This is a genomic window from Tichowtungia aerotolerans, assembly GCF_009905215.1.
GTDB lineage: Bacteria > Verrucomicrobiota > Kiritimatiellia > Kiritimatiellales > Tichowtungiaceae > Tichowtungia > Tichowtungia aerotolerans.
In genome coordinates this window covers 749491-776025 of sequence record NZ_CP047593.1, presented here as the reverse complement: position 1 = coordinate 776025, position 26535 = coordinate 749491, and the positions used below count along the sequence as shown (strand labels likewise).

Annotated in this window: 26 protein-coding genes and 1 tRNA gene; 22 read left to right on the top strand and 5 right to left on the bottom strand. The window is 53.5% G+C overall.

The genetic code is table 11. The annotated features are described in order from the left end of the window. The first annotated feature begins 67 nt into the window (after positions 1-67). From GT409_RS03315 to GT409_RS03230, 18 genes are all read left to right on the top strand, one after another. A complete protein-coding gene (locus tag GT409_RS03315; RefSeq protein WP_160626924.1) occupies positions 68-631 on the top strand; it encodes a nitroreductase family protein in 564 nt (187 codons plus the stop codon). Positions 632-729: 98 nt separating this feature from the next. Beyond that, on the top strand, positions 730-3480 hold the full coding sequence (locus GT409_RS03310; RefSeq protein ID WP_160626922.1) for an alpha-L-rhamnosidase-related protein: 2751 nt from the start codon (positions 730-732) through the stop codon (positions 3478-3480). A 117-nt stretch (positions 3481-3597) separates the two neighbouring features. Further along, on the top strand, positions 3598-4185 hold the full coding sequence (locus GT409_RS03305; protein ID WP_160626920.1) for a MotA/TolQ/ExbB proton channel family protein: 588 nt from the start codon (positions 3598-3600) through the stop codon (positions 4183-4185). 182 nt (positions 4186-4367) lie between these two features. Beyond that, positions 4368-4772, top strand: a complete 405-nt coding sequence (locus GT409_RS03300) for an ExbD/TolR family protein (RefSeq protein ID WP_160626918.1) — start codon at positions 4368-4370, stop codon at positions 4770-4772. After that, positions 4765-5421 (top strand): energy transducer TonB, encoded by a 657-nt coding sequence (locus GT409_RS03295; protein WP_160626916.1) that lies wholly within the window; start codon positions 4765-4767, stop codon positions 5419-5421. Before GT409_RS03300 ends, GT409_RS03295 begins: the two co-directional genes overlap by 8 nt. A gap of 321 nt (positions 5422-5742) precedes the next feature. Then, positions 5743-5813 (top strand) — tRNA-Gln (locus GT409_RS03290). A 25-nt stretch (positions 5814-5838) separates the two neighbouring features. After that, positions 5839-6768, top strand: coding sequence for a ribose-phosphate diphosphokinase (locus GT409_RS03285; RefSeq protein ID WP_160626914.1), 930 nt, complete (start codon positions 5839-5841; stop codon positions 6766-6768). A gap of 14 nt (positions 6769-6782) precedes the next feature. Next, positions 6783-7421 carry a 50S ribosomal protein L25/general stress protein Ctc gene (locus tag GT409_RS03280; RefSeq protein ID WP_160626912.1) on the top strand — a complete coding sequence of 213 codons (639 nt, stop codon included), beginning with the start codon at positions 6783-6785 and terminating at the stop codon, positions 7419-7421. 26 nt (positions 7422-7447) lie between these two features. After that, positions 7448-8014: an aminoacyl-tRNA hydrolase gene (pth, locus tag GT409_RS03275; protein WP_160626911.1), complete on the top strand. Its 567-nt coding sequence runs from the start codon at positions 7448-7450 to the stop codon at positions 8012-8014. Between the two features lie 19 nt (positions 8015-8033). Next, positions 8034-8345 (top strand): 30S ribosomal protein S6, encoded by a 312-nt coding sequence (rpsF, locus tag GT409_RS03270; protein ID WP_160626909.1) that lies wholly within the window; start codon positions 8034-8036, stop codon positions 8343-8345. A gap of 1 nt (position 8346) precedes the next feature. Next, entirely contained in the window at positions 8347-8772 is a 426-nt protein-coding gene (locus GT409_RS03265) for a single-stranded DNA-binding protein (RefSeq protein ID WP_160626907.1), read from the top strand. 18 nt (positions 8773-8790) lie between these two features. Further along, positions 8791-8994, top strand: coding sequence for a 30S ribosomal protein S18 (gene rpsR / locus GT409_RS03260; protein ID WP_269844975.1), 204 nt, complete (start codon positions 8791-8793; stop codon positions 8992-8994). 22 nt (positions 8995-9016) lie between these two features. Beyond that, positions 9017-9466 carry a 50S ribosomal protein L9 gene (gene rplI, locus GT409_RS03255; protein ID WP_233231594.1) on the top strand — a complete coding sequence of 150 codons (450 nt, stop codon included), beginning with the start codon at positions 9017-9019 and terminating at the stop codon, positions 9464-9466. Beyond that, positions 9463-10836, top strand: coding sequence for a replicative DNA helicase (gene dnaB / locus GT409_RS03250; RefSeq protein WP_160626904.1), 1374 nt, complete (start codon positions 9463-9465; stop codon positions 10834-10836). The genes rplI and dnaB overlap by 4 nt, the downstream gene beginning before the upstream one ends. Before the next feature lie 8 nt (positions 10837-10844). Further along, the gene (gene bamA, locus GT409_RS03245) at positions 10845-13235 is read left to right on the top strand and encodes an outer membrane protein assembly factor BamA (RefSeq protein WP_160626902.1); all 2391 of its coding nucleotides are present in this window, start codon (positions 10845-10847) and stop codon (positions 13233-13235) included. A 19-nt stretch (positions 13236-13254) separates the two neighbouring features. Then, positions 13255-13908, top strand: a complete 654-nt coding sequence (locus GT409_RS03240; protein ID WP_160626900.1) for an OmpH family outer membrane protein — start codon at positions 13255-13257, stop codon at positions 13906-13908. Continuing rightward, the gene (lpxD, locus tag GT409_RS03235) at positions 13895-14938 is read left to right on the top strand and encodes a UDP-3-O-(3-hydroxymyristoyl)glucosamine N-acyltransferase (protein ID WP_160626898.1); all 1044 of its coding nucleotides are present in this window, start codon (positions 13895-13897) and stop codon (positions 14936-14938) included. Before GT409_RS03240 ends, lpxD begins: the two co-directional genes overlap by 14 nt. 233 nt (positions 14939-15171) lie before the next feature. Further along, the gene (locus GT409_RS03230; RefSeq protein WP_160626896.1) at positions 15172-17205 is read left to right on the top strand and encodes a glutamine synthetase III family protein; all 2034 of its coding nucleotides are present in this window, start codon (positions 15172-15174) and stop codon (positions 17203-17205) included. A 318-nt stretch (positions 17206-17523) separates the two neighbouring features. Here the strand turns inward: GT409_RS03230 and dapB are convergent, their stop codons facing one another. The 4 genes from dapB to GT409_RS03210 form a co-directional block, all read right to left on the bottom strand. After that, a complete protein-coding gene (gene dapB, locus GT409_RS03225; protein ID WP_160626894.1) occupies positions 17524-18336 on the bottom strand; it encodes a 4-hydroxy-tetrahydrodipicolinate reductase in 813 nt (270 codons plus the stop codon). A 100-nt stretch (positions 18337-18436) separates the two neighbouring features. Next, a complete protein-coding gene (locus GT409_RS03220; protein WP_160626892.1) occupies positions 18437-19645 on the bottom strand; it encodes a site-2 protease family protein in 1209 nt (402 codons plus the stop codon). A gap of 163 nt (positions 19646-19808) precedes the next feature. Further along, a complete protein-coding gene (locus tag GT409_RS03215; RefSeq protein WP_160626890.1) occupies positions 19809-20273 on the bottom strand; it encodes a DUF4870 domain-containing protein in 465 nt (154 codons plus the stop codon). A gap of 71 nt (positions 20274-20344) precedes the next feature. Next, the gene (locus tag GT409_RS03210) at positions 20345-21007 is read right to left on the bottom strand and encodes a collagen-like domain-containing protein (RefSeq protein ID WP_160626888.1); all 663 of its coding nucleotides are present in this window, start codon (positions 21005-21007) and stop codon (positions 20345-20347) included. 164 nt (positions 21008-21171) lie between these two features. On the opposite strand from GT409_RS03210, the gene rph reads away from it, so the two are divergent. Next, positions 21172-21945 (top strand): ribonuclease PH, encoded by a 774-nt coding sequence (gene rph / locus GT409_RS03205; protein WP_160626886.1) that lies wholly within the window; start codon positions 21172-21174, stop codon positions 21943-21945. Positions 21946-22003: 58 nt separating this feature from the next. On the opposite strand, the gene GT409_RS03200 is transcribed toward rph, so the two are convergent. Further along, positions 22004-23389 (bottom strand): FAD-binding oxidoreductase, encoded by a 1386-nt coding sequence (locus GT409_RS03200; RefSeq protein ID WP_160626884.1) that lies wholly within the window; start codon positions 23387-23389, stop codon positions 22004-22006. A 345-nt stretch (positions 23390-23734) separates the two neighbouring features. Between GT409_RS03200 and GT409_RS03195 the strand changes: the two genes are divergently transcribed. Genes GT409_RS03195 through recQ form a run of 3 tightly spaced genes read left to right on the top strand, consistent with a single transcriptional unit; the run spans position 23735 to position 26513 of the window. Then, entirely contained in the window at positions 23735-23983 is a 249-nt protein-coding gene (locus GT409_RS03195; protein ID WP_160626882.1) for a type II toxin-antitoxin system Phd/YefM family antitoxin, read from the top strand. Beyond that, entirely contained in the window at positions 23962-24372 is a 411-nt protein-coding gene (locus tag GT409_RS03190) for a type II toxin-antitoxin system VapC family toxin (protein ID WP_160626880.1), read from the top strand. The genes GT409_RS03195 and GT409_RS03190 overlap by 22 nt, the downstream gene beginning before the upstream one ends. Continuing rightward, the gene (gene recQ, locus GT409_RS03185; protein WP_160626878.1) at positions 24369-26513 is read left to right on the top strand and encodes a DNA helicase RecQ; all 2145 of its coding nucleotides are present in this window, start codon (positions 24369-24371) and stop codon (positions 26511-26513) included. Before GT409_RS03190 ends, recQ begins: the two co-directional genes overlap by 4 nt. The last annotated feature ends 22 nt before the right edge of the window (positions 26514-26535 follow it).

The window sequence follows — 26535 nt, the reverse complement described above, 5'->3', positions numbered from 1 at the left end:
GAAAGAGGAAGTCACTTAACAGGTGTTCTGCGAAATGGTAACAATACGTCTTTGACCGGAGGGGATTATGAATTTCAGAGAGATCGTGGAAGCGGATCGGAGTTATCGTCGGTTTCAACAGGGCCGGGCCATCGAGAAGTCCGTGCTGGAGGAACTGGTGAATCTGGCCCGAATCAGTGCATCAAGTGCTAATCTGCAGCCTCTCAAATATAAACTGTCTTGTGATGCAGACACCAATGCACGGATTTTTCCGTACCTGAACTGGGCCGGATATCTGACGGAATGGGTTGGACCGGAAAAGGGCGAGCGCCCTGCGGCATATATTGTGGTGCTGGGAGATACAGAGATCTCCAGACATTTCGGGTATGATCCCGGGATTGCTTCTCAGACCATTCTGCTCGGAGCTGCGGAAAAGGGACTCGGCGGGTGCATGATCGGATCGCTGGACCGCCGGGGTCTGGCGGACGCACTGGACATTTCCGGCCGATACGAAATCCTTCTGGTGCTGGCAATGGGTATTCCGGACGAAACCGTCCGACTGACTGAGGCGACGGATTCGATTCGGTATTATCGTGACGAACAGGATGAGCATGTGGTGCCGAAACGTCCGCTGTCCGAAGTGATACTGTAAGCTGGGGTTTGTCGACTTCCAAACCTTGGAAAGCCGTGGCTTGTGTTGTTGTTGCGGCTTCTCTAAGGTTTTGCTTTTTCCGAAACTGAAAGGGAGACATGAAGACTAACTGGAAATGGATTTGGTGTGCGCAGAATGATGTCCGGGATTACAACCAGACGGTTTTGTTTAAAAAGGAATTTGAGCTTGCGAGCGTTGATGCGGCAACGCTGAGGATTACAGCGGACAGCTGGTACCGCGTTTCCATTAACGGAAAGTGGGTTCATGATGGACCGGCCCGGGCTTATCCAAATCATTTCCAGCATGATACGCATGACGTCGGCGGTCTGCTGAAGGCCGGTAAAAACAGAATTGAAGTGGTCGTCCGCTATTTTGGTATTGGCACCTTTCATCAGATTCCGCAGCAGGCCGGACTGCTCGCTCAGCTCGATACACCCGAAGGTTCCATTGCTACGGATTCCACCTGGCTGGCGTCGCCTTCCTATGCCTGGCAGCAGTGGACTCCGAAAGTTTCGATCCAGATGGAGCCGGTGGAAGAATACGATGCGCGACTGTCCAGCGTGTTTGACTGGCAGCCGGCGGTGGAACAGAAACGTCCCGGTCGCGTCACGGCACGTCAGGTCGGCCTGTTGACCCAAAAGCCGGTTCGCCCCAAAGAACTTCGCAGTGTGTCGGTTGTTAAACGCTCCGGGCTGCAGTACACGGTGCCGGTTGCGCAGATTGCACATCCCGGTCTCACTGAGGCCAACGGAACCACGACGCGTCCGGTGGCTCTGGCGGGTGTTTTCAAAGTGCGTAAAAAACAGCAGTTTGATTTCTCAGACAAAGCGCATAAATCGGATATTGCCAATCCGGACTCGGGAAACTGGGCCGTGGCGGTAAATGGACGGATTTTGAAGTCCGGCAAGGTTACGCTGGCCGCCGGATCGCATCAGGTTTTCTTCTTCTGTAAGTCGTTTCTGGGCCATGAGAAAGACCTGACCTTCTCCTGGTTGGATATGCCCGGCGGGCAGTGGAGCGACTGGCAGGTTGCTGTGTTTGACAAATACCTGCTGGCCGACAACGACCGCCTCTGGTTTTCCTTCCCGAACAGGCAGCTCGAGAAACTGCGTAAAGGGTGGTTGATGCAGATCGAAGCTGTAGCCAAAGCGCAGACGCTTCCGGAAGAAAGTCTTCGTTCTATTCCGACGGAACAGGTGTTCATGAGCGATTTTTCCGGGGAGTTTGCCGCCCGCGAGCCGTTGGGGGCTGCGGATCGTCTGTTCGACGGAAAGGTTGTCAAGCCGTCGCGTCAGGGGGATGTGGAACTCTGCTTTGACCTCGGCGGGCAGGTCTGCGGTTATTTCGAATTTTCAATCAAAGCCGATGAGGGTGTCATCGTGGATATCAATGCGATTGAGTTTATCCGCGAGGACGGTGTGTTGCAGCATGTGCATGATTACAACCGTAACGGCCTGCGGTATGTGACGAAAAAAGGAATGAACCGCTTTACATCGCTTAAGCGCCGTTCGGGCCGCTATCTGTTTGTAACGCTGCGCAACCAGAAGACTCCGGTGGAAATCAAGCAGTTCCGCGTGATCGAATCGACTGCGCCGGTTCAGGCGACCGGTTCGTTTAAGTGCAGCGATCCGATGCTCAACAAAGCCTGGGCGATGTCGGAACGCACTCTGCAACTCTGCATGGAAGATACGTTTACCGACTGTCCGCTGTACGAGCAGACGCTTTGGATCGGCGACGCCCGCAACGAGGCACTCTATGCTTTCGCAGCGTATGCCAACTTTGATGTTTCCGCCCGCAGTCTGGAACTCGGCGCCCAGTCGCTGGAGCAGTTCCCGATTGTCGGATGCCAGGTGCCGTCGTCGTGGGACTGCATTCTGCCGGCGTGGAGCTTCCTGTGGGGTATGCACGTGTGGGAGCATTACTTCCACAGCGGCGACCGGCGCTTCCTGAAAAAGCTGTGGCCGGCCGTGCAGCAGAATATTGACGGCGCGCTCGGCCTGCTCAATGCCGACGGCCTGTTCAGCGGCGAGTTCTGGAATCTGATCGAATGGGCTCCGATTGACGAGGCCCAGCCGACGGTGATGCATAACAACATGCTGCTGGTCGGCGCGCTGCGCGCTGCCGAAAACTGCGCCGAAATCCTGAAGGACAGCAAGGCTCAGAAGAAATTTGCTGCCGCCCGCAAAAAACTGGTGCGCGCCATCAATGCGACCTGGAACGACAAAAAGGGTTCGTATCCCGACAGTATTCGCAAGAGCGGAAAGCCGAGCCCGAAAATCTGCCAGCATACCTCCATGTTCCCGGTGATGTTTGATATGATTCCGAAAGGTAAAAAAGAGGTGCTGCGTCGGAATCTTCTCAATCCGACGAAGGATATGACGGTGGTCAGCGCTCCGTTTGCCATGCAGTTTATGTATGAAGCGCTTGAAGAGCTCGGAGAATACGATGCCGTGCTGGAGTCCATCTGCAAAGGATTTCAGCCGATGGTTGATGCCGGAGCAGATACGGTTTGGGAAACATTTGCCGGAAGTACCTGTTCGCCGAAAGGCTTCCCGACGCGCAGCCATTGTCACGCGTGGTCGTCGAGTCCGATCTGGTTCCTGAACCGCATCGTTCTCGGAATCCGCCAGACCGCCGTCGGCGGCAAGGCGTTTGAAATCAGCCCGTGGCTCAGCAACCTGAAAAATGCCCGGGGAGCAACAGCGACCCCGCAAGGTCCGGTTTCCGTGAGCTGGAAAGTCAGTGGCGGTAGACTGAACGTGAAAATCCGTGCACCGAAAGGTGTCAAAGTGGAATTTAAGCCGAATGCCAGCCACGAAGGGCTGGACGCGAACGTTGAAATTCTCTGAAAGTTCACTGGTTTAAGGCAGCGCCGGGCTTCCAGAACTCTGGAAGTTCCGGGCTGGCCTCGGCAATAGACTTTCCAAAGGTTGGAAACCGTCCTATGCTTCCGGGTCTGGAGAAAAATGATGTTTGAAGCCGTTTATGCAAAAATCGGGCCGGCGGGCTTAGTGATCGCAGTGCTCTCTTTTGTCAGCCTTTATCTCTTCCTGTCCGGACTCATTTATCTGGCGGTGGTGCCGGTCGGGTTCCGTCGGTTTGTAGCCGCGCTGAAAAAAAAGTCGCCGACCGTAACAGAAGAGGATGCGGCAAAAAATCCGATTGCGCATGTGCTCTTGACAGCATTGGCGCACAGGACCGCACGATCAGAGCTGCAGGGAGAGGTCGCTTACCTGTTCCAGCGCAATCTCAGCGGAACAACCGTATCGCTCACGATTCTGCGCCTGATTTCTGTGATTTCCCCGCTGCTTGGGCTGCTCGGAACGGTTTTGGGAATTACTCGTGTGTTTCGCGAAATGTCGCTGCAGGCGGCGGTGGATAATGCTGCGTTGGCCGGCGGAATCTGGGAAGCGCTCATTACGACGATTATGGGACTGACTGTTGCGATTCCGACGCTGGTGTTTTACTACCTGCTCCGCCTGCGCACCCGGTCTTTGATGATCGGGACGATTGAGGCTGCCCGTGAATTGATGATTGGCCAAGACGAAAATTAATCACGGAATAAACTGAAAACAGGGAGCAAGCCACAAATGAGCGATCCGGGTTGTGAGGAGTTTATCAATATAAACAGGGACTGCCTGTGGATTCCGGGCACTGTCTTCAACTTTAGATAGAATGTGTTGCCAGCTGGGTTTCCGTGTTTTCTGTATCTTTTTGGTAAAAGAAAAAATTAATTATGTTGGAAGATTGGTCACTGGATAAAGAATTTGATGAGGAGATCGACCTGACGCCGCTGATCGACGTGGTGTTTATTCTGCTGATCTTTTTTTTCATCACATCAACCTTTATTCAGCCTTCGCTGCCGGTGAATCTGGCGAAGGCGGCGTCCGCTTCGGCTTCGGCCGAACGCAAGGAGCAGCTGGTGATTACCATCGATGCGGATGGAACGCTTTTTCATGACGGCATTGTTTTAATTCGCGAAGAAATCCCGACGCTGATTCGCTCGAATCCGGATCTCGGGATCAATCTGTTTGTGGATCGTGCGGCGCCGTTCGAATCGTTTTTGTCGGTGATTGACGAAACCCGCCTGCAGGGGCGAGATGATGTTTCGATAACCACGTTGCCGGCCGGACGTGAATAAGTCGTGTCCATTTGAGCGGTTGACCCGCCTCGCTGCATTGTGTCTGTGCGGGGCGGTTTACCTGATCGTGCTGGTCCTTGTTTTCCAGGGTTTGGAGAATCAGCGGAATGCCGCAGTGCCGGTGGCGAGTGCTGTGAAGCTGAGTTTTGTGCAGGCGGAGCTGCAGGCCGAGCCTGCGCCGCTTCCTGAGCCTGCGCCGAAACCGGAGCCGAAACCGGAGCCGGAGGAGGCGGATGTGGCTTTGGAGGACGTTCCTGAGGAGCCGATGCCGGAACCGACCCCCGAGCCGCCGCGGGAAGAACCTCCGAGACCGGAAGCGCCGGTGGCTCAGGTATCGCAGGAAGCGGCGGCTCCGGTGTACTCGGTTGCTCCGGATCAGGTGCAGGGCTGGGTGATTGAGCAGATTGAGCGGGAAAAATATTATCCTCCGGCTGCCGAGCGCTTTGGCCTGCAGGGTACATTTGATTTGTTGGTGATTCTTGATGAGCATGGAACCATTCTTTCCGCGGAGGTTCTGGGGGGTGAGGGACATCGAATTTTGCGGCAGGCACTGGAAAAGATGCTGGTGAAGCTTCCCGGGCGCAGTTTCGGACAGCCGATCGGTGAAACGTTGGCGTTTGAGGTTGAGTTCAGCTTCGAGCCTTTTTGACGGGAAGCGCGTTTCCGGTTTCTGAAAAAAAAAGCTGGATGCGCGGAGAGAAAGGAGTTTTTTTGCGATGAATTGGGGGGTAATCAGGTTTTGGATTGCAGTTGTTTTACTGCTGGATGCGTCGTTTGGGCTGTGGAATCACGACCGTTTTTCGAAAATAGCGCCTAAAATCAATATCCCTGTGGTCGCTTTTATTGAGGCGGGGGTTGCGATTTTACTGCTTGCGGTTCATTACCTGTTTTAATTGACAAGGGTGGGGCCTCTTCTTATGGTTCAACGCTTCTCTCGAAAGGGAGGGGTGTTTTTTTGGGTTAAAAAGGCTGCCCGATAGTGTAATGGTAGCACACAAGATTTTGATTCTTGGCGTCCAGGTTCGAGTCCTGGTCGGGCAAAATCTCCTATATAAAGGATAGAACAGTGAAAATTCTAGCAGGGACAGCGCATCAGGATCTGGCTCGGCGGATCGCAAAGGCCGTCGGTACGGAGCTTTGTGCCGCAGAGATCCGTAAATTTCCTGATGGTGAGATTTTCGTGAAAATCACGGAAAATATCCGCGGACGGGATGTATTTATCATTCAGCCGACTTCGTTTCCGCCGAATGATAACCTGATGGAGCTGCTGATTATGATCGATGCGGCCAAGCGAGCCTCGGCCAAACGCATTACGGCAGTTCTTCCTTATTACGGCTATGCGCGCCAGGACCGCAAGGATCAGCCGCGTGTGCCGATTACGGCTAAACTGGTTGCCAACCTGCTGGTTGCCGCCGGCATTAACCGCATTCTGACGATGGACCTGCACGCTCAGCAGATTCAGGGCTTTTTTGATATTCCGGTGGATCATCTGTATGCGGCACCGGTGATTGTGAAGTATTTACGCGAAAAAACACCGGAAAATCTTGTCGTGGTTGCTCCGGATACCGGTGGAATGAAGCAGGCTGCGGCCTATGCAGATATGCTTGGCGCCGGTGTGGCTGTGGTCGGCAAGGAGCGCAAGAGCGCTGAAGATGTCGCGGCCACCCATTTGGTAGGAAATGTAAAAGGCTGCAATGCGGTGCTGGTGGACGATATGACCTCCACTGCGGGCACGCTGACTGCGGCGGCCCGCCTGCTGGTCGACGCCGGAGCGGCATCCATTCGGGCTGTCGTGAGCCATTCGCTGCTGAACTGCAAGGGTGTGGAGCGTTTGGCCAATTCGCCGATTGAAGAGCTTGTGATTACAGACAGCGTTCCGCAGCGCTGTGATGTCGGTGAAAAAGTCAAGGTGCTTTCGGTTGCTGAACTGCTGGCCGAAGCCATTCAGCGTATTCACAGCAACAGCTCGGTGACATCGCTTTTTGAAATTACGTAGAGGAGAAAAAGATTATGGACGCGAAAATGATTGTAAGCAGCAGAGAGCTGAAGGGTTCGTCTAATGCGCGCCGTATGCGCCGCGATGGACAGATCCCGGGTGTGGTGTACGGAGACGGCGGCGAAGCCCGCCCGGTTAGCCTGCCGGCTCATGAGTTTGAACAGATGCTTCATCACCATGCTGGTGAGCAGATGATGGTGGAAATTGAACTGGACGGAAAAACCGAGTCGGTTCTGCTCAAGGATGTTCAGCACGACCCGCTTTCCGGCAATGTGATTCACGTGGACTTCCTGGAAGTTGCGCTCAATAAAAAAATCAAGGTGCAGGTCCCGGTGGAGCCGGTTGGCGAGGCCGAAGGTGTGAAAAGTCAGGGAGGGATTCTTGATCACTCCCTCTACTCATTGGACGTCGAATGCCTGCCTGCCGATATTCTGGAAAAGATCGAAGTGGATGTGAGCGCCCTGAAGATCGGCGATGTGATGACCGTGAAGGACATCAGCATCGATACTTCGAAATACACGATTCTGGCTGACGAAGATATTGTTGTGACTTCGGTGCTGGCTCCGCGTCTTGCTGCAGAGACAGAAGGCGAAGAGGGCGCTGAAGGCGCTGGACCGGAAGTGATTACAGAGAAAAAAGAAGGAGCGGAGTAATTCCGTTTTTTCCGGAGGCCGTCTGAGTGAAGTGGATCGTCGGGCTTGGAAATCCAGGGCGGGAATACGAAATGACCCGCCACAATATTGGGTTTCTGGTGCTGGATGAACTCGCCGCCCGGAACGGCCTTTCCTTTCGCAGGAGCTGGCGCTTCCCCGCCCGGATCGCGAAAGGGAAGATCGGCGAAGAGCCGGTGCAGCTGGTAAAGCCGCAGACCTATATGAACCGCAGCGGAGCGGCCGTCGGGCCGATGCTTCGCAAGGGGAAAGGGACTGCGGCAGACCTGTTGCTGGTATTTGATGATACGGCCCTGGCGTGGGGCCGGCTGCGTGTTCGTGCGCAGGGATCGGCCGGCGGGCACAATGGTGTGCAGTCGGTTCTGAACGCGCTGGGGGACGGTGCTTTCGGCAGGATTCGGGTTGGAATCGGATCGAAACCTGATAAGGTGTCGCTCTCTGAACACGTTCTAGGTCCGTTTTCGGCCGAAGAACAGAGAGAACTGGCCGATGTGGTTGGCCAGGCGGCTGACGCAGTGGAGGCAGCGTGCGCTAATGGAGTTGAGCGCGCGATGAACCGTTTTAATAGAGGATAGAGGAGCAAGGAGAGAGACATTGAAAGCATTGTATGAAGGACTGTTTATTTTTCCGGAAACGCTGAGTGAAGAAGATCTGGATCAGGCAATCGACGCGGTGAAAACCGAGCTGGAGAAACTCGAGGGGTCGCTGGAAAGCTCAACCCGTCTCGGAAAGCGTTCATTCGCACGTCCGATGAAAAAGAAAAAAGCGGGCATCTACGCCATTATTATGTTCCGCATGGACGGCCTGAAGATTCCTGCGTTCAAGCACCGCCTGAAACTTGCCACGAACGTATTTCGTGCTCAGTTTGTAAAGAAGGAAGAGTCGGAGATCGCGCAGGAGGCGTAACATGTCGACACTGAATCGAGTCTTTCTGATGGGTAATCTGACCCGTGATCCCGAGGTGCGTTACACCCCGTCGGGAACGGCTGTAGGGGACCTCGGACTGGCTGTGAATGAGAGTTACAAAAACAAAGCCGGCGAAACAGTGGAGAGCACGGTTTTTGTGGATGTGGAAGTGTGGGCCCGCCAGGCCGAAACCTGTGCTGAATACCTTTATAAAGGATCGCCGGTTTTTGTTGAGGGCCGCCTGAAACTCGATCAGTGGGAAAATCAGCAGGGTGAAAAACGCAGCAAGCTGCGGGTGCGTGCGGACCGGGTTCAGTTTCTCGGTGCGCCGAAGCGGGATGGAGCCTCAGATGCTCCGTCATCTGCACCTTCGGCACCGCAGGAAGCTTCGACTCCGACTGGTGATGACGACGACATTCCGTTTTGATAAGGAAAGGATATGACCATGGCTTATAATAAAGAGGAAAAAAACGGCCGCCTGCTCGAAGGCGTGACGGAAGTGGATTACAAGGATGCGGAACTTCTCCGCAAGTTTATGACCGATCGCGGCAAAATTCTTTCGCGCCGCTACACCGGTGTGACATCAAAGCAGCAGCGTGAAGTCAAACGGGCCATTCGCCGTGCACGTGTGATGGGCCTGCTTCGCTAAGAATACAGATTGGAGAAAGAAAATGGCTGTAGAAGTTTTGTTGATGGATGCGGTTCCCGGACTCGGAATTGAAGGGGATGTTGTCAGCGTTGCTGATGGGTACGCCCGCAACTTTCTGTTTCCTCGCGGAATTGCCTCGCTGGTGACCGAAGGAAAAAAACGTCAGATTGAGAAAAAGCGTCTTGAGCGTCTTGAGCTGATGAAAAAGGAAAAGTCTGCTGCGGAAGAGCTGGCAAAGAAATTTGAGAATGTGTCCTGCACAATTGCAGTAAAAACCACAGAGAACGGCAAGCTGTTCGGTTCGGTGACTGCGGCCCAGATTGCTGAAAAACTGGCCGAACAGGATATTCAACTGGAAAGCACCCAGCTCAAGTTGGCTGCCCCGCTTCATGAACTCGGAGTATTCGATGTGGAAATCAGCCTCCACCCGGAAGTGCAGGCTGCACTGAAGGTCTGGATTGTTGAGGAATGAGTTCGATCGATCAGAGCGGATATCGTCTTCCGCCCTATAGTGAAGAAGCGGAACGGGGGGTTCTCGGCTCCGCTCTGATCGATTCGGAAAAGGTGCTCGAGCTCTGCTCGGACAATCAGATCTCTGCCGACTCCTTCCACGTTCCGGCACATCGGCATCTTTTCGAACAGCTTCAGGAGATGACGCAATCAGGGAAGGCCGTTGACTTGCTCACGGTCGGCGAATACCTGAAGAAAAACGGCCGCCTCGATTCTGTGGGCGGCTATGTTTTTCTGGAAGGCCTGATTGACAGTACTCCCACATCGGCCCATGCCGAATATTACATCGGGTTTATACGCCAGAAGCATCTGCTTCGTAATATCATCGAAGAAGCAACTGCGGCCATTGACCGCTGCTATACGGAAACGGATGAAGAAGCGGAAGGAATTCTCAGTCGAACTGAATCCGCTTTTTTTGAACTGAGCGGACAGCAGATCAGTAAAACCGAGGACTGGAAGGACTCGGTTGCCATGACGATGGCAAAGCTGGACCAGAAACAGTCCTTCGGGGTTCCCACCGGATATCACGGCCTCGATGGAAAGCTCCGCGGGTTACATCAAACCGACATGATTGTTCTCGCCGCCCGTCCATCGATGGGGAAAACCTCGCTGGCGATGAACATTGCTGAAAATGCCGCGCTGGGAAAAAATAAAGAACACAAAAAGTTTTCTGTCGGAGTATTCAGCCTGGAAATGTCGCAGGAACAGCTGGTGCGACGCATGCTGTTCAGTAAAGCGCGCATTCCGGCCTGGCGCGAAGAAATTCATAAGTCGGATCACGGCAAACTGGTCAGTGCTGCCGACCAGCTGGGCAAAGCAAAAATCGTGGTGGACGATTCTGCCGGTCTGGATGTGATGGATATGTTTTCCCGGGCACGGCGTATGAAGCGCGTGTACGACATTGACCTGGTTGTCATCGACTATCTTCAGCTTCTGCACGATAAACGCCGCATGCGGGACGGTCGCCAGCAGGAAACCGCTTCTATCTCGAATACAATTAAAAAGATGGCGAAGGATCTGAACGTTCCGGTTCTGATTCTCAGTCAGCTCAGCCGTGCTCCCGAGCAGGGAGGACGAGACGGAAAACCGCGCCTTTCCGACCTTCGTGACTCCGGAGCGATTGAGCAGGACGCCGACGTGGTGCTGCTCCTGACACGTCCGGCGTTTAATGATGCCCACAAGGGGGATGTGGATGAAGATGACCCCTTGGCAGAGGTGATTGTGGCCAAACATCGTAACGGCCCGACCGGTACGGTCGAAATGAACTTTTTTAAGGAATTCACCCGCTTTGAGGATCGCGATATGCGGCACGCCGCAGATGAAATGGAATGAGAGAGCTTATGACGAAAAAGACATGCCGGTTTGTACGTTTGTTTGTTGGAGGCATGCTGCTGTCTTCTGCTGGATGGGCCGCTGTTACGATTGATGATATTCGCATTGAGAATCCAGAGAAAGTGGAGCTCGATGCCTCTTTTGTTCGTGCGTATACCTCGTTGCAAGCCGGGCAGGCGGTGGACAATGAGGATCAGCTGAACACCGCGGTTGCCAAGGATGTCGATAATCTTCGCCGCTCCGGCCGGTTTTCATATGTTCGCGCATTTATTGAACAGGACGACGGGCGCCTGACTCTTGTCTACAGTGTGGTTCCGCGCTTCCGTCTTCGGAAGATCGAGGTCGTCGGGGCAAAGAAAATCAGCAGCCGGAAACTGAAGAATCAGCTCGAGCTCAATTTGGGCGATTATGTCGATGATGCGATTGTCGGCGAAAAAGTGCACAAGCTGGAAGCTTACTGCAGGGAGCACAAGTATCCCGACGCAGCGGCCACCTGGAATCTGACGCCGGATGAAGAAACGGGTGCTGCGGATCTGCAGGTTTCTGTGGATGAAGGGGAGAAGCTGCGTGTAAAAAAAATCACGTTGGAGGGAGATCGTTTTTTAAGTGACAGCTTTGCTGCGAAGACGGGTCGTTTTTTCAAAAGACTGGTTCCTTCGCTGGGGAGTTCCTCTAAAGAAGATGCGTGGTTTGTTTCCAATGAAGTGCGCAGTCAGTTGAACCAGAAAGAAACATTCTGGATTACACCGTGGTTTGGAGCTTATCGTCCGGAGCTGGTGGATGCAGACCTTGCGGTTCTTCAGAAGTTTTATATGGATAAAGGGTTTCTGGACGTCTCTGTGGAAGCGCCGGAAGTCGATTCGCATGGTCGTGGCCGACTGGAGTTGACCTATCGGATTTCGGAGGGGGGACAGTACCGGATTGGAAAAATCGAGTTGGAGGGTGCGGAGCTTTTTGAGCCGGATGTGCTTAAAAAACAGATTTTTTTGAAGTCGGGAGATATCGCGGCGCAGTCTGCTCTGGATGCTGCCGCTGCGGCGGTTCGTCGTTATTATGGAAACCGGGGATATGTTCGCAGTTGGGTTGTGCCGGTCATTCAGACGAATCCGGATACGCTGGTTGCTGATGTGACGCTGCAGATTCAGGAAGGCCGGCTGGCGACCATTCATAAGATTGATATTCGCGGAAATGAAAAAACAAAAGATGAGGTTATTCGCCGAGAGCTGGCAGTATTCCCCGGCGAAAAGTTCCATGAGCAGAAGGTGGAGACCAGTGAACGCCGTCTGAAAAATCTTGGATATTTTGAAAGCGTCGACAGCTCCTATGTTCCGGCAGAAGGAACCAATACGTATGATCTGGCTTTCAAGGTGAAAGAAAAAGCGATGGGCAGTTTCCTGATCGGCGCCGGGTTTTCCAGCGTGGATGCTTTAGTTGGCTTTGCTGAACTGTCTCATGGAAACTTTGATATTAAGCACTGGCCTCCGGTTGGCGATGGGCAGAAAATGAAGGTTCGCGTTCAGGCAGGATCGTCTCGAAACGATGTTGAGGTATCTTTTGTTGAACCCTGGTTTCTGGATCGCAAGCTGTCTCTTGGTGTCGACCTTTATCATCGGACCGCTGAGTATTACAGTGATGATTATGATTTGGAAACGACCGGCGCTCGGGTTTCGCTTAGTAAACCTCTAGGGCCGTTCGTCCGTGGAACACTCAGCTATTCTCTGGAGAATTTTGATGTGCAGGATATTACAGCGCCAAGTAATTCTTTCCTGGCCACTCAGGCGGGCAGCAGTCTTAAATCGACGGTGGGCGCTACCGTTTCCCGTGATACCCGCGACCAGTTTTTCATTCCTACTCGCGGGAATCAGAGTTCGATAAGTGTGGAAGTTGCCGGGGGACCGTTGGGGGGAGATGTCGAAACTGTTTTGACCGAAGCCAAAACCTCACAGTTCTGGCCTCTGTGGAATGATCATGTGCTGAATGTGCGGGGATCTTTGAGTTCGGTGGACTCATACGGAGATGAGGAGGTCCCGATTTTTGACCGGCTGTACCTTGGTGGCCCGCGCACTCTCCGCGGATTTGATTATCGCGATGTCAGTCCGCGTGACCCGAACAACAATAACGAGCCCTATGGAGGGCGAGCCAGCTGGTTTGCCAGTGCGGAGTATACGGTGCCGCTTTGGGATAAAATCCGCGGCGCAATTTTCTACGATATTGGTGCTGTCGGAGAAGATCCTTTCGAATTCTTTGATCCGGAGATTAATTCCTGTTACGGTATCGGAGCAAGGTTTGACCTGCCCATGTTCCCGTTGAGGCTGGATTATGCGTTTCCTCATCTGACCGATGAGTACAATGAAAATGCCAGCCCTCGTTGGAACTTTATGTTGGGATATACGTTTTAATTAAGAAAAGAGTCGCGATATGAAAAAAATTCTTTGGTCTATCATTACTCTCATGCTGGTTTGTGGAACGGTTTCCGCTGAGGAGCGCATTGTTTTTGTTGATCTGGAGCGGGTGTTCAATGAGTTCTATAAGACACGTCTCGCCAAATCAAAGATGGAAGCTCAGCAGAAGGATTCTGATACCGAACGCCAGGCCATGGTTGATGAGATGACCCAAATCAGCGAAGACGTCGATCGGCTTAAGAAAGAAGCTCGCGATGTGACGCTGTCTCAGGAAATCCGGGATGGGAAACGAATCCTTTACGAAGAACGCCTGATCGACCTGCGCTCCAAAGAACAGGAAATCAAGGAGTTTACGGACCGCCGGAAGCAACAGGCGCAGATGCAGGTTTCCCGAATGAGCCAAACGCTTATGGATGAAATTCGGGAGACCGTTGTCGAATATGCCAAGCAGGAAGGGTTGCAGGCTGTCATCGACAGTTCAACCCGCCGGGCAGCCGTCGGAGTTTTTATTTACACTCATCCTGATGTCGATATTACAGAGACGGTTTTGACTATGCTGAACAGTAAGCAGCCGGACCTGCAGAACGGAGAAGCGCTGCTGAGCGATGGAGAAAGCCTGCTGGGGACAGTGGATGCAGAAGGGGCGGCGGAATCTAATGAAACTGAGTGAACTCACTGAAAAAATCGGCGGTCTCCTTGAAGGAGACGGCAATGTTGAAATTTGTGGCGTCGCTGCGATTGATGAGGCGACGGCTGACCAAATCAGCTTTGTAGCCAATCCGAAATATGCGCTGGCGGCGGCTGCGACAACTGCGGGTGCAGTGATTGTGCCGGAAGATTGGTCTGCCGACTGCTCGTCGGTACTGGTTCGTTGTAAAAATCCAGATGCCGCTTTTGCATCTGCCGCTGCGCTGTTTTATACGCCGGTGCCTCGACCCGCTCCGGGAGTGCATCCAACAGCAGTGGTTGCTGAAGATGTTGAGCTGGGCGAAGGGGTCAGTGTGGGGCCGTATTGTGTCATCGAGCCTGGCGTCAAAATCGGTTCCGGATCTGTGATCTCTGCACAGTGTTATATTGGGTACCGGGTTTGCATCGCCGAAGACAGTTTTTTGTATCCGCAGGTTTCCATTCGAGAAGGAGCGGAGATCGGCAGTCGCGTTATCATTCATAACGGGACGGTTGTCGGCAGTGACGGGTTTGGCTATTCGGTCGATGCAGATGGTGTCCGAACGAAAATCAACCAGATTGGAATTGTACAGATCGGAAATGATGTGGAGATCGGTGCGAATGTCTGTATTGACCGGGCACGCTTTGGAAAGACCCGCATCGGAAACGGCGTGAAAATAGATAATCTGGTCCAGATTGCACACAATGTGACTATTGGGGATCACGCGGTAATCATTGCGCAGGTTGGTATCGCCGGGAGTACGACGATCGGCGATCGAGTTATTCTGGCTGGTCAGGCAGCGGTTGCCGGTCATTTGAAAGTGGGTGCCGGCGCTGTGGTTGCCGGGAAGGCCGGCGTTTCCAAAGATGTTCCTCCTGGAGAATATGTGATGGGGATGCCGGCGATGCCTGCTCAGAAGTTTAAGAGGAATGTCGCCGCCTCCATGTTGCTTCCAAAGTTAAAAGATCGGGTAGCTGTGCTGGAAAAAAGAATCCGGCAGCTGGAAGGCAACGCGAGTGGGCCAGAAATGTAACAAGGCTGCCCGGTTTTGCACATTTGTGTAACTGTTATTCCGGAGTGTAACAAGTGTCTCGTGGAGTGTTGGTTTTGTAAGTCGTTTCATATAAATATCTTATGCGTTGCGTTATTCCGATGGGTCGAAGAGGCATGTGTCCTGCTGTAAATAAATACCTGATCTTTATTCGATTGGAAGAAGGTCATTGCTTTAGCTGAATTGAGAAAGCGCTTAGCGCAAGGAGAAGTAACATGGCAAATACAACAGAGCTGTTCGGAGAAAATGTGTTTGGGCCGAGAGTGATGCGTGAGCGTCTTTCGGAATCAACATTTAAATCCCTTGAAGAAACCATTAATACCGGCAAGCCGCTGGATGCAGGAATTGCGGATGAAGTTGCTGAAGCGATGAAAGAGTGGGCCATGGAAAAAGGCGCGACTCACTACACTCACTGGTTTCAGCCGCTGACCGGCGCTACTGCTGAAAAACACGACTCTTTCATCTTTCCTGATTTCAAAGGCGGCATTGTAACGCAGTTCTCCGGGGACGAACTTATTCAGGGTGAGCCGGATGCCTCTTCTTTCCCTTCTGGCGGACTGCGTGCTACCTTCGAGGCTCGCGGTTATACAGGTTGGGACCCGACCAGCCCGGCTTTCATCAAATACGACGGCGCCGGCGCGGCAACGCTCTGTATTCCGACTGTTTTTTGCGGGTATCACGGTGAAGCCCTCGACAAAAAAGTTCCGCTGCTTCGTTCCATGAAGGCTCTTTCTGAACAGACCGTTCGTCTTGGTAAACTCTTTGGTATCGACTGCGGCGATAAGATGGCCATCGCGACTCTCGGATCCGAGCAGGAATACTTCCTCCTCGATGAAGAGCTTTATGCAGCCCGCCCCGACCTTATCCAGACTGGTCGTACACTCTTTGGCAAGCCTGCCAACAAAGACCAGCAACTCGATGACCATTACTTTGGATCCATTAAGTCTCGCGTTGCTGCCTTCATGGCTGATCTTGACGCAGAGCTCTGGAAACTCGGCGTTCCGGCTAAAACCCGTCATAATGAGGTGTGTCCTGCCCAGTTTGAAATCGCTCCGGTCTTCGAATCCCTTAACGTTTCTGTTGACCACAATATGATTACCATGGAAGTGCTTCGTACCACCGCCGAGAAGCATGGATTCATTTGCTTGCTGCACGAAAAACCGTTTGCCGGCGTCAATGGATCCGGCAAGCACAACAACTGGTCCATCATGGGGCCGGATGGTAAAAACTGGCTGAAGCCCGGAGACACTCCGCACGCCAACGCCAAGTTCATGACCATTATCTGTGCGCTGATGAAAGCAGTTGACACTCACGCTGATCTTCTGCGTGCTTCTGTTGCATCCGCCGGTAATGATCACCGTCTCGGTGCCAATGAGGCTCCTCCGGCCGTTGTTTCCATCTTTCTTGGCGACTGCCTGACCGACATTGTCGAGCAGATCGAGGCCGGCGGCGCCAGCAGCTCCAAGGATGGCGGCCATATTGAATTGGGCGTTGACAATCTTCCGAAACTGCCGCGTGGCAATACCGACCGGAACCGTACTTCTCCGTTTGCTTTCACTGGCAACCGTTTTGAGTTCCGTGCTGTTGGTTCTAACCAGAGTGCTGCCGGTGCAAATGTTGTGCTCAACACGATCGTGGCAGAAGCCTTCGACTACATCTGCACCAGGCTCGAAACTGCTGTTGCTGGGGGTGCCGAATTCAATGCTGCGTTGCAGGATATCCTTGCGGAGATCATTAAAGAGCACAAACGCATTCTCTTCGATGGCGACGGATACACCGCCGAATGGCTTGAGGAAGCTGCCAGGCGCGGTCTTCCCAATCTCGTTGATACCGAAGCTGCTCTGGAAGCGCTGACAACAGATAAAGCTAAAGCTCTGTTCTCCAAATACGGTGTTCTGAGCAACCAAGAGCTCGAGTCTCGTTACAACAGCTACACCGAAGCGTACGATACGCTGATTGCGATCGAGGCGGGTGTTACTGCTGATATCGCTAAAACGATGATCATCCCTGCCGCAGTTACTGCAATCACTGAGTATTCCGCAGTTTCCGCCGTGAAAGGAGTTACTGATGAAATGTCCGTTCTCCTGGAGAAGCTCGTTGCAGGCATTGCTGTACTCGAAGCTGCAGAAGGTGAAAAAGCAAAGATTGCAGCCATGAACGAAGTTCGTGCAGCAGCAGATGCTCTCGAAGCCATTGTTCCGGCTGATCTTTGGCCGCTCCCGAGCTACACCGATATGCTCTTCATCTGATTTATGAAGAATGTATCGCCTGAAGCCTCTTGCAGAAGCAAGGGGCTTTTTTTGGTTCATGACCCATTTCCGGGGGACGAGGAGTCATAACGGAATTTTTGGTATCTTGCTTTTGTGAGAAACAACTACCAAAAGGAGATTCCGTTATGGGTAGTGTCCAGAATCTTTCGCACTTTCGTTTTGGGATCCTCCATAAAACTCTGTTCTTGCGTCGGGCGGCCTCTGGGTACAGCTATGGAGTGTAGAGTCCGTCGGTAATAAAAAACTGCAGCCGTTTTTGCGGCTGCAGTTTCTGCTCAAATGTTGCTGCGACTGATATTACAGCCCGAGCACGTTTTTCATGTTATAGAGCCCGGGTTTCTGGCCGACTACCCATTTCCCGGCGTTGAGTGCGCCGATTGCGAAGGTTTCGCGGCTGGTTGCCCGGTGAGAGAGTTCGATCATTTCGCCGGTGCCGGCCATCAGAACCGTGTGGTCGCCGACGATGTCGCCGCCGCGTACGGCATGGAAGCCGATCTCTTCTTTTGTGCGTGCGCCAGGATGACCGGTTCGTCCGTCCATCTGCGATTTTTTCAGGTCGAGGCCCGCGCCGTCGGCAGCGGCCTGTCCGAGCATCAGCGCGGTTCCGCTCGGTGAGTCGGCTTTCTGGTTGTGATGGCGTTCGATCACTTCGATGTCATAGCCTTTGGCATGCAGCGCTTTGGCGGCTTCTTTTACCAGATTGCAGAGCAGGTTGATGCCGAGGCTCATGTTGCCGGCCATAACGACCGGAACTTTTTCAGAGGCTTTGTGTATTTCGGCGAGTTCCTCGTCGGAAAGACCGGTTGTGCCGATCACCCATGCGGTTCCCCATTCAGCGACGCGCTCGGCGTTGCCGGAGGTTCCGAAGTGAGAGGTGAAATCAATAATGACATCTGCATCCGGTGCAGCGGCGGCAAGGTCGGTGCTCATTTTAACGCCGGCTTCTTTGGTGCCTGCAGCAATGCCCGCATCTGTTCCAATGTCTGGAACATCCCATAGATCAATTGCGCCGACCAGCTTGAGTCCGGTCACTTTTTGTTCCTGAATGCAGCGAATCAGCGTTTTGCCCATGCGACCCGCCGCGCCTTGAATAACCACTTTAATGCTCATAAATTTTCTCCGTTCGGGGGAAGGTTCTAACAGATGTGAGCGGGGCACGCAAATTTGTTTGTGTTCTCAAAGAGGGCCGGGACTGGATCAAAAGCTATGTTCAGAGGTTGTCAGTGGCTTGCTGTCCCATGGGAGCAGAGTTCTTTTCCTGCTGCATGGATGCCGCAATTTTGTTTAATGCCAGAATTCCGGTATACGGCGCTAAAAACAGCAGATAGATCAGTGTCAGTCCCGCAGTTGCTCTGGCTGAGCAATGGCGCAGATGGATTCGGTTCCAGATGGTTTGTGCTGCAGAAGCAAATCCTCTCGGGCTTTTCTGGTTCTCAGGCAGTTTTTTGTCCAGTTCATACAGGATCCGGTTCAGCCAATGGTCCGGTATTTCGCGATGGGTCTCTATGCGGTCCGGAGGGACCTCCGCCCGAAGCTGTTTAGATACTTCCGCGACATCTTTGACCTGCTTCAGGGATACAATTGAGATATAGGCCAGAACTCCTAAGGCTGCGCTTTTCCACTGGAAGGCGATAAAACCTATTGCCAATGCCGTAACCAGTTTGAAGCCGATTTCTGCTTTGGGGTGTCTTGAGAACAGAACAGCCTCCAGAAACCGACCGCCATCCAAAGGATAAATTGGCAGCAGGTTGAAGCTGTTGATCAGCAAAAACATGTCTGCCGTTCTCAGTAGAATTTGTTGTTTTGAAAAAACGTAACCGATAATGCAGGCAATTCCGATCAGAATGCCGGGAACGGGTCCCAGTAATGAAACAATGGCCTGGTGTTTAGCGCTGGGGGTAGCTGCTTCTCCGGAGACCGCCGCGCCAAATCCCGGAATGAAGAACATTTGGACATCGTTGTAGCGGAAAATTTTCATCCCGATCCAATGACCTGTTTCATGAATCAGAAGGACCAGAACGAGCATGAGCAGGTTGAGCGGAGAGCCGGTTAGAAGCCCCGCGCCGGCGAATATCAGAAGCGAGATAACCAGGGTTAGGATCTTCGATATCAGCCCGCGCTTTTTTTTCTCCATCGCCTGTCTGACGGCTGTCGCAGAAACTCTGCTGAACGGGAACCCATGAGGTGTATCAGTTGGGACAGGTTTGGCCCGGAGCTTTTCTGCTGGGGGTTCAAATCCCGAATCTTCAAGCAGGCCGGCGGCTTTTTCAGAGTATTCTTTTGCGACCAGCAGGCTGAAAAAGAGACCAGAGCTTTCTTTAATGATTTTTCCGGAAATGTTTTCCGCTTCCAGTTGGGCGGATGCTTTGTGAGCTTCCTCATAGGAGGGAAAGCTGCGAACGGGTATCGATTCACTCATAATAAACTTCCTTTAAACCACGACTTTTATGTCAAGATTTTATATTCAGTGCAAAGTTTTATGAGTGTGGGCTTGAGGCGGTTGGTTTGTGTTTCTTGTTTTCCAGACATTGGAAGAAATCTGTGTGCTCCTATGCGATAGGCCCAAGTTTTGGAAAACCCGGTTATTTGAAAAAGCGGATGGAGCAGGGGTAGGGCCAGATTTCGCCGTTGCCGGCTTTGATGGTTCCGATGATTGGGAAAACAATTGCTGCCACAGAGATGATGAAGATCAGCGGCACCCCAATCAGCACAAAGCAGAGCGGAATCGCGACCAGAAAAAGAATCAATTCGGTGAGAATCCAGTTGAGGACAATTTTCCCGTGCCGATCAATGATGGAGGATTCGTCTTTTTTAAGTTGCCATAGAATGATCGGCGCAACGATTCCGGCCAGCGGAAGCAGGTAGGTCAGGAACTGTGACAGGTGAAGAAACACACTCCACGTGTTGACGTCCAGTACGGCCGCCGCAGGTGTTCGCGGGCGGTTTTGTTCCAGCAGGGCGTCCTTGGCCTGCTGATATTCCTCTTCCGAAATCGCGTCGGCCTGCTTCAGTGCATTCAGCTTTTCCAGTTCACCGGCAAGTCCCATGCAAATCTCCTTTTCCTGGCAGGTGCAGAAACTCTCCTTCCGCGGCAATGCACAAGAGGAGAGTTTTGTTTCTACTGCAGTTCATCCGCTTCATCGAGCGCAGTAATGGCCTGAAGCTGCAGGATGAAGTAATACATCATATAGTCATCGGTCCGGTAGTCGTCCGGCGGCTGCGGAACAATATGGCCATCCGGGCCCTCCGTGTATTCACTGTCGGGCGGCAGGGCAACAATGCGCCGGTCAGCGCCTTCCCGATAGGTCCATCCTTTGGGAACCGCTGCCAGCCGGTTGTCTCCGCCGCTGATCAGTTTTCCATCGGGCGGAGCGGCTACCGCTCGTTGGTCTGAGCCTATTTCGTAGTTCCAGCCTTTGGGCACGGCAATCATCCGCTGGTCGGGGCCAACCACAGTGGTTCCGCCGGGCGGAATGGCAACGCCGCGTTGATCGGGACCGGTTTGGAAGCTCCAGCCGTCCGGGACCGCAATCATGCGTCCGTCCGGGCCGTATTCTCCGCGTCCGCCCGGAGGGATTTCGATGAGTCGTCCGTCGGGGCCGTTCTCGGCTTTCCACCCGTCCGGAACGCAGACCATACGTCCGTCCGGGCCTTTTTCGAGAGCGCAGGTAGGTCCGTAGTTCACCATTCTTCCATCCGGACCGCTCTGGACCTTCCACGCAGCCTGTACGCCGAGGACCATCACAGCCATTGTCATCGCAGATATCTGAATTTTTTTCATGACTTCTGGATCTCCTTTCCCTTTCGCGGTCTTTGATAACATAATAACCTACTTTGTTCATCACATTTAGGAGATTGTTTTTGAGGCCATGACGGCGCATGAGCGTGCGGTTTACCTGTTTTCCCGTTGCAATCAGGGGGTGGTTTCGCATAATCGGCGGCCTTATGAGCAAAAAACCTTTTAACAAAATCGAAAACGGAATCAACCTCGAGGAATTCATCAACGTGGAAGAAAAACGATACGACGGTCGCGCGCCGGACGAAATGCGCTCTGTAAAATTCACCCGCGATTTCACGATCAACGCCAAAGCCTCGGTGCTGGTTGAAATGGGCAACACCAAAGTTATCTGCGCGGTCAGCGTGGATGAGAGTGTTCCGCCGTGGATGCGGCGCGACAACGTGCCCGGTGGCTGGCTCACCTGCGAGTACGGCATGCTTCCGAGCGCCACCTCTGACCGCTTTCGTCGCGAAACCGGCCGGGTCGGCGGACGCACGATGGAAATTCAGCGCCTGATCGGCCGCGCGCTGCGCGCGGTGGTTGATCTGCAGAAGCTCGGCAAGCGCCAGGTCACGATAGACTGTGATGTGATTCAGGCCGACGGCGGAACCCGTACGGCGTCCATCACCGGCGGTTACGTTGCCCTGCGCCTTGCTGTTGACCGCTTGATGAAAGAGGGACTTCTCAAAGAAGATCCGATCAAAGAGGCCATCGCCGCCATCAGCGTCGGAATCTACAAAGAAACGCCGTTGCTCGACCTCTGCTATTTCGAAGACTCCAAAGCCGAAGTCGATATGAACGTTGTTATGACCTCATCCGGCCGTCTTGTTGAAGTGCAGGGTACCGCCGAGGAAGAGCCCTTTACCAAAGAGCAGATGACCCAGATGATGGATTTGGCCGAAAAAGGCATCAACCAGTTGTTCGCGGCGCAGAAGGCCTAAGCCGAGCCGAATAGAGCTGTTAAAAAGCGCCCTGTCTTTTCGGGGCGCTTTTCATTTTTCAGGTGGGTTTGATATTCTGGTTCATCCGGAAGAAGTTGTCCGGGTCGTACTTGTTTTTAAGCCTTACGAGCCGGTCATAGGTCGTCCCGTAGGCTCGTGCAATCCGGTCGGTTTCTTCCTGGGTCATAAAGTTGACGTACGCGCCTCCGCTGGCAAACGGCAGCGTTTTCGCGAAGAAATCGCGTGCCCATTGGACGCATTGTTTGTCCTCTTCCGGGGATTCCCAGCGGGCGTGAACATTCATGACATAGTTGGCATCACGGCTTGAGTATGCCATTGCGTCAGGTGCGATCCGCGTTGTTTGGCAGCCAATGGATGCAATGAAGATTTCACACTGCGGCGTCGGCAGCTTCCCTGCATATTCGATGGCTGCATCAATGGTGCGTTCCTCAATCTGCAGGAAATTATGAGATTTCCAGTAGTTGCGGGCCCCCGGCGTCAGCAGCGGATCAAATGCCTGCTGCCAGTTGACGTATGGCTGGGTGCCGACAAACTCGCCGCACACAGTCCCAAAACTGCGCAGAGGTTCAATCTGCTTTTCTCCCTCCGCCGGATCCCCGGCGTAGAACAGGGCGAACACCACCACTTCTTTTCCGTGAACGTCTTCCGGCAGGAAGGGTAACGGAGGGGCTTTTCGGGCGATGGCCCAGACATTGAGTTCCTCCGGCATGGTTTTTGTAAACTGTGCAAACTGCGTGAGAACCGATTTTGCTTCCTTGAACGGAAACACAATCAGACCGCTGAGCACATCCGGACCGATGGGATGAAGCTGGAACTCAAAGCGCGTGATAATTCCAAAGTTGCCGCCTCCTCCGCGCAGCCCCCAGAACAGGTCATTATTTTCCGTTTCGCAGGCATGCAGCTGACGGCCATCCGCCGTGACAACCTCGGCGGAAAGCAGGTTGTCTACGGTCATACCGTACTTGCGGCTGAGCCATCCGAAGCCACCGCCGAGCGTCAGGCCTGCAATACCGGTTGTTGAGTTGATCCCCACCGGCGTTGCGAGGCCGTGCTTTTGCGCGGACGCATCAAAATCGGCGAGGGTACAGCCCGGCTCGACCGTGGCGGTTCGGTTGTTCGGATCAATATTGACCTTTTTCATCGGCGAAAGGTCAATCATCATGCCGTCATCGCAAATGGCATTGCCGGCAATGTTGTGACCGGCTCCCCGGACCGAAACGAGCAGTTTGTTTGTTTTTGCGAACTGGACGGCCGAGACAACGTCGTCCGGCGATGTGCACCGGGCGATCATTGCGGGGCGCCGGTCGATCATGGCATTCCAGATTTGGCGGACTTCATCATAGTCTGCGTCATCCGGAAGAACGATCTCACCATGGAATTGAGCCTTGAATGACTCAATGGCTGTTTTTTGCGGCGGGTTCATAGGGCCTCCTTCTATCGTATTCAGATACGTTGTAAGCGGCGTGTATTTTCTTTCCCTGTAACCCGAAAGAGAGCAGGAGTTCAGTCGGTTTATGCGACCGGACTTTCCTGATCCCGGTTATATTCGGAATCCTCAAAAATTCCGTTCCGAAGCTAACGTGCTCCGGCGTGTAAATTGTATATTGTCTCAGCAAGCAGGATTCTATTGCAGATTTGGCAGGCGTCAAGATGCTTCTGTTTCGGGCACATCATTGACGTGAAGAAGGGTTGACTGATAGCAGAGCGCCATCGGCGCGTCGCTTGACTTGACCAACTTGACCAACTAAGCTTCTTCCAGAGGTTGGAAATGAAAAAGCGGGTTAATATTTACGAAGCCAAGACGCACCTGTCCGAGCTGATCAACAAGGTGTGCGAGACGGGAGAAATGTACACCATCTGCAAAAACAATAAGCCGGTGGTCGATATCGTGGTGCATGGCGAAAAGAAGAAAAAGACCAAGCTGCCGGGGCCGCTGCCGGAGTTTGAAGGCAAAGATGTTTATCTGTGCGATCCTCTGGAGTCGACCGAAGATCTTTGGCCGGAGGAATATCGCTGATGCTGCTGCTCGATACGCACACCTTTATCTGGTTGTCTTCAAGACCGGATCAATTGCCGGACAGGGTGCTGAGAACGATCGAAAACGATATGGAAGGATTATTCATCTCTTCCATTACCGCTGAGGAAATCGGACTCCTTTCCAATACCGGGAAAATTAACACCTATGGTTCTGTCGAAAAATTTATCAGCAAGAACCTGAAGCAGTTTGGAATTCACGAAATCCCGGTCGATGTGGAAATCGGGCTTGCATCTACGCAGCTCCCGCAGATTCACCGCGACCCGTTTGACCGCATTCTCATTGCTACCGCGCAGCTGCATAAAATGACGATTCTCACCAAAGACCGCGTTATTCCGACCTATCCCAAAGTGAGGGCGGTGTGGGAATGAGTGAATCCGTGCAGGAGGCGCTGAGTCGGGTTTTCGGGTTTGATGAATTTCGGCCGAATCAGGAGGAGATTGTCTCCGCGCTGCTCGAAAAGCGTGATGTGTTTGCGGTGATGCCGACTGGCGGCGGCAAGTCGCTCTGCTATCAGCTCCCCGCCCATTTACTTCCCGGTCTCTGCGTGGTTGTCAGCCCGCTGATTTCCCTGATGAAGGACCAGGTGGATGCCGCGCAGGCGACCGGCCTGCGCGCTGAGTTTCTGAACAGCTCTCTGCTGGTTAAAGATCGCCGCCGGGTTTTCCAATGTTTGGAAAACAACGATCTCGATCTGCTCTACGTCTCGCCGGAGCGCTTTGCGATGCCGGATTTCCTGGCCACGCTCAAGCAGGCCGAGATTTCCTTTTTTGCCATCGACGAGGCGCACTGCATTTCTGAATGGGGCCACGACTTCCGCCCCGACTACCTGTCCCTTTCCAAAATCGTCGACCATTTCCCAAAGGTGGCCGTGGCCGCGTTTACCGCCACCGCCACCCATCAGGTTCAGGACGACATCATTAAAAAGCTGCAGCTTCGCAATCCGCATCTGACGCGCGCTTCGTTCGACCGCCCGAACCTGTTTTATCAGGTGGCTCCCAAAGAAGATCTCAACATGCAGCTGCTCGCGTTTCTGCGCGAGCGCCCCGATGAGTCCGGCATCATCTATCGCACGACCCGCAAAAACGTCGAATCGACTGCCGCCTTTTTGCAGGGGCAGGGGATCAAGGCGCTTCCGTATCATGCGGGGCTGTCCGACAAAGAGCGCAAGGCGCATCAGGAGCAGTTCAACCGCGATGAGATCAACGTTGTCGTCGCGACCATTGCGTTCGGCATGGGCATCGATAAATCGAATGTCCGCTTTGTCCTGCACGGCGACCTCCCGAAAAACGTGGAGAGCTATTATCAGGAAACCGGCCGCGCGGGGCGCGATGGCGACCCCGCGCACTGCTGCCTCTATTTCTCGCCGGGCGACACCGTTAAAATCCGCTATTTTATCGATCAGATTGAGGATCTGGTGGAACAGAAAATCGCGATTTCGCAGCTCAATAAAATGGTGCAGATTGCGCAGGCCAACGCCTGCCGCCGCAGAAACATTCTGGATTATTTCGGCGAGACCTATCCAAAGGACAATTGCAAAACCTGCGACATCTGTACGGGCGACGTCGAACGGATCGACGCTACAATCGACGCGCAGAAAATTCTGTCTGCCATCTACCGCACCGGCGGAAAGTTCGGAGCCGTGCACATTGCCGACATCGTCGCCGGTGCCGACACCGAGCGCATCCGCCGTTTCGGGCACGACAAAATTAAGACCTACGGCGCGGGGAGCGACCGCGATAAGCGCCACTGGCGGCGCATCATCGATGCACTCATCGCTCAGGACTGCATCCGTCTCTCCGACGATCAATATTCCGTTTTGCAGCTCGCGCCAAAAGCCACACCCATTTTGCGTGGGCAGGCTCCTTTCCGGATTCTGTGCCAGAAAGAAACGAAGACCGCGCGGCGGAGCCTGTCGTCCGGCGATTTCAGCGCCGGGCTCTTCGACGCCCTGCGCACCGAGCGTCGCCGCGTCGCCCGCGACCTCGGCGTGCCGCCGTTCGTTGTCTTCTCCGACCACACCCTCCATGAAATGGCGCGCTATTTCCCTGCCACGCTGCTTGAGATGCGTCAGATTTCCGGGGTCGGCGTATCCAAGCTCGACCACTTTGGCGACACCTTTTTAGCCGTGATTGACTCCTACAAAGAGGCGCATCCCGACGAAGCCGACGAGCGCTCCATCCTGCAGGTTCCGGTTGTTTCCAAGGTTCGGAAAAAACCGAAGGGAGGGACGGTGAACGAAACGCTTTCGCTTATCAAAGAAGGGCTCAATGTTGAGCAGATCTGCTCGCGACGGAATCTGTCGCCCGCAACGATCACTCAGCATATTGAAAAGCTGATCCAGAAGGGCGAAACGCTGGACGTCGACCAGTTTATCGACGCTGAAAAGCGCATTGAAGTGGAAGCGCTCTTCCGCGACCTGAACGCCGACACGCTCGGCGCGATTGTCGAAGCCGGCAAAGGCGATGTCTCCTACGAACAGGCCCGCCTCGTCCGCGCGTTCATGGCATAGCAGTCATCAAGGGAGAGTGTAG

Excerpts from the sequence above, each read along its gene's own strand:
- GT409_RS03315 (WP_160626924.1), top strand. The coding sequence starts at position 68 with ATGAATTTCAGAGAGATCGTGGAAGCGGATCGGAGTTATCGTCGGTTT.
- GT409_RS03310 (WP_160626922.1), top strand. The coding sequence starts at position 730 with ATGAAGACTAACTGGAAATGGATTTGGTGTGCGCAGAATGATGTCCGG.
- GT409_RS03305 (WP_160626920.1), top strand. The coding sequence starts at position 3,598 with ATGATGTTTGAAGCCGTTTATGCAAAAATCGGGCCGGCGGGCTTAGTG.
- GT409_RS03300 (WP_160626918.1), top strand. The coding sequence starts at position 4,368 with ATGTTGGAAGATTGGTCACTGGATAAAGAATTTGATGAGGAGATCGAC.
- GT409_RS03280 (WP_160626912.1), top strand. The coding sequence starts at position 6,783 with ATGGACGCGAAAATGATTGTAAGCAGCAGAGAGCTGAAGGGTTCGTCT.
- GT409_RS03265 (WP_160626907.1), top strand. The coding sequence starts at position 8,347 with ATGTCGACACTGAATCGAGTCTTTCTGATGGGTAATCTGACCCGTGAT.
- rpsR (WP_269844975.1), top strand. The coding sequence starts at position 8,791 with ATGGCTTATAATAAAGAGGAAAAAAACGGCCGCCTGCTCGAAGGCGTG.
- rplI (WP_233231594.1), top strand. The coding sequence starts at position 9,017 with ATGGCTGTAGAAGTTTTGTTGATGGATGCGGTTCCCGGACTCGGAATT.
- dnaB (WP_160626904.1), top strand. The coding sequence starts at position 9,463 with ATGAGTTCGATCGATCAGAGCGGATATCGTCTTCCGCCCTATAGTGAA.
- bamA (WP_160626902.1), top strand. The coding sequence starts at position 10,845 with ATGACGAAAAAGACATGCCGGTTTGTACGTTTGTTTGTTGGAGGCATG.
- GT409_RS03240 (WP_160626900.1), top strand. The coding sequence starts at position 13,255 with ATGAAAAAAATTCTTTGGTCTATCATTACTCTCATGCTGGTTTGTGGA.
- lpxD (WP_160626898.1), top strand. The coding sequence starts at position 13,895 with ATGAAACTGAGTGAACTCACTGAAAAAATCGGCGGTCTCCTTGAAGGA.
- GT409_RS03230 (WP_160626896.1), top strand. The coding sequence starts at position 15,172 with ATGGCAAATACAACAGAGCTGTTCGGAGAAAATGTGTTTGGGCCGAGA.
- dapB (WP_160626894.1), bottom strand. The coding sequence starts at position 18,336 with ATGAGCATTAAAGTGGTTATTCAAGGCGCGGCGGGTCGCATGGGCAAA.
- GT409_RS03220 (WP_160626892.1), bottom strand. The coding sequence starts at position 19,645 with ATGAGTGAATCGATACCCGTTCGCAGCTTTCCCTCCTATGAGGAAGCT.
- GT409_RS03215 (WP_160626890.1), bottom strand. The coding sequence starts at position 20,273 with ATGGGACTTGCCGGTGAACTGGAAAAGCTGAATGCACTGAAGCAGGCC.
- GT409_RS03210 (WP_160626888.1), bottom strand. The coding sequence starts at position 21,007 with ATGAAAAAAATTCAGATATCTGCGATGACAATGGCTGTGATGGTCCTC.
- rph (WP_160626886.1), top strand. The coding sequence starts at position 21,172 with ATGAGCAAAAAACCTTTTAACAAAATCGAAAACGGAATCAACCTCGAG.
- GT409_RS03200 (WP_160626884.1), bottom strand. The coding sequence starts at position 23,389 with ATGAACCCGCCGCAAAAAACAGCCATTGAGTCATTCAAGGCTCAATTC.
- GT409_RS03195 (WP_160626882.1), top strand. The coding sequence starts at position 23,735 with ATGAAAAAGCGGGTTAATATTTACGAAGCCAAGACGCACCTGTCCGAG.
- recQ (WP_160626878.1), top strand. The coding sequence starts at position 24,369 with ATGAGTGAATCCGTGCAGGAGGCGCTGAGTCGGGTTTTCGGGTTTGAT.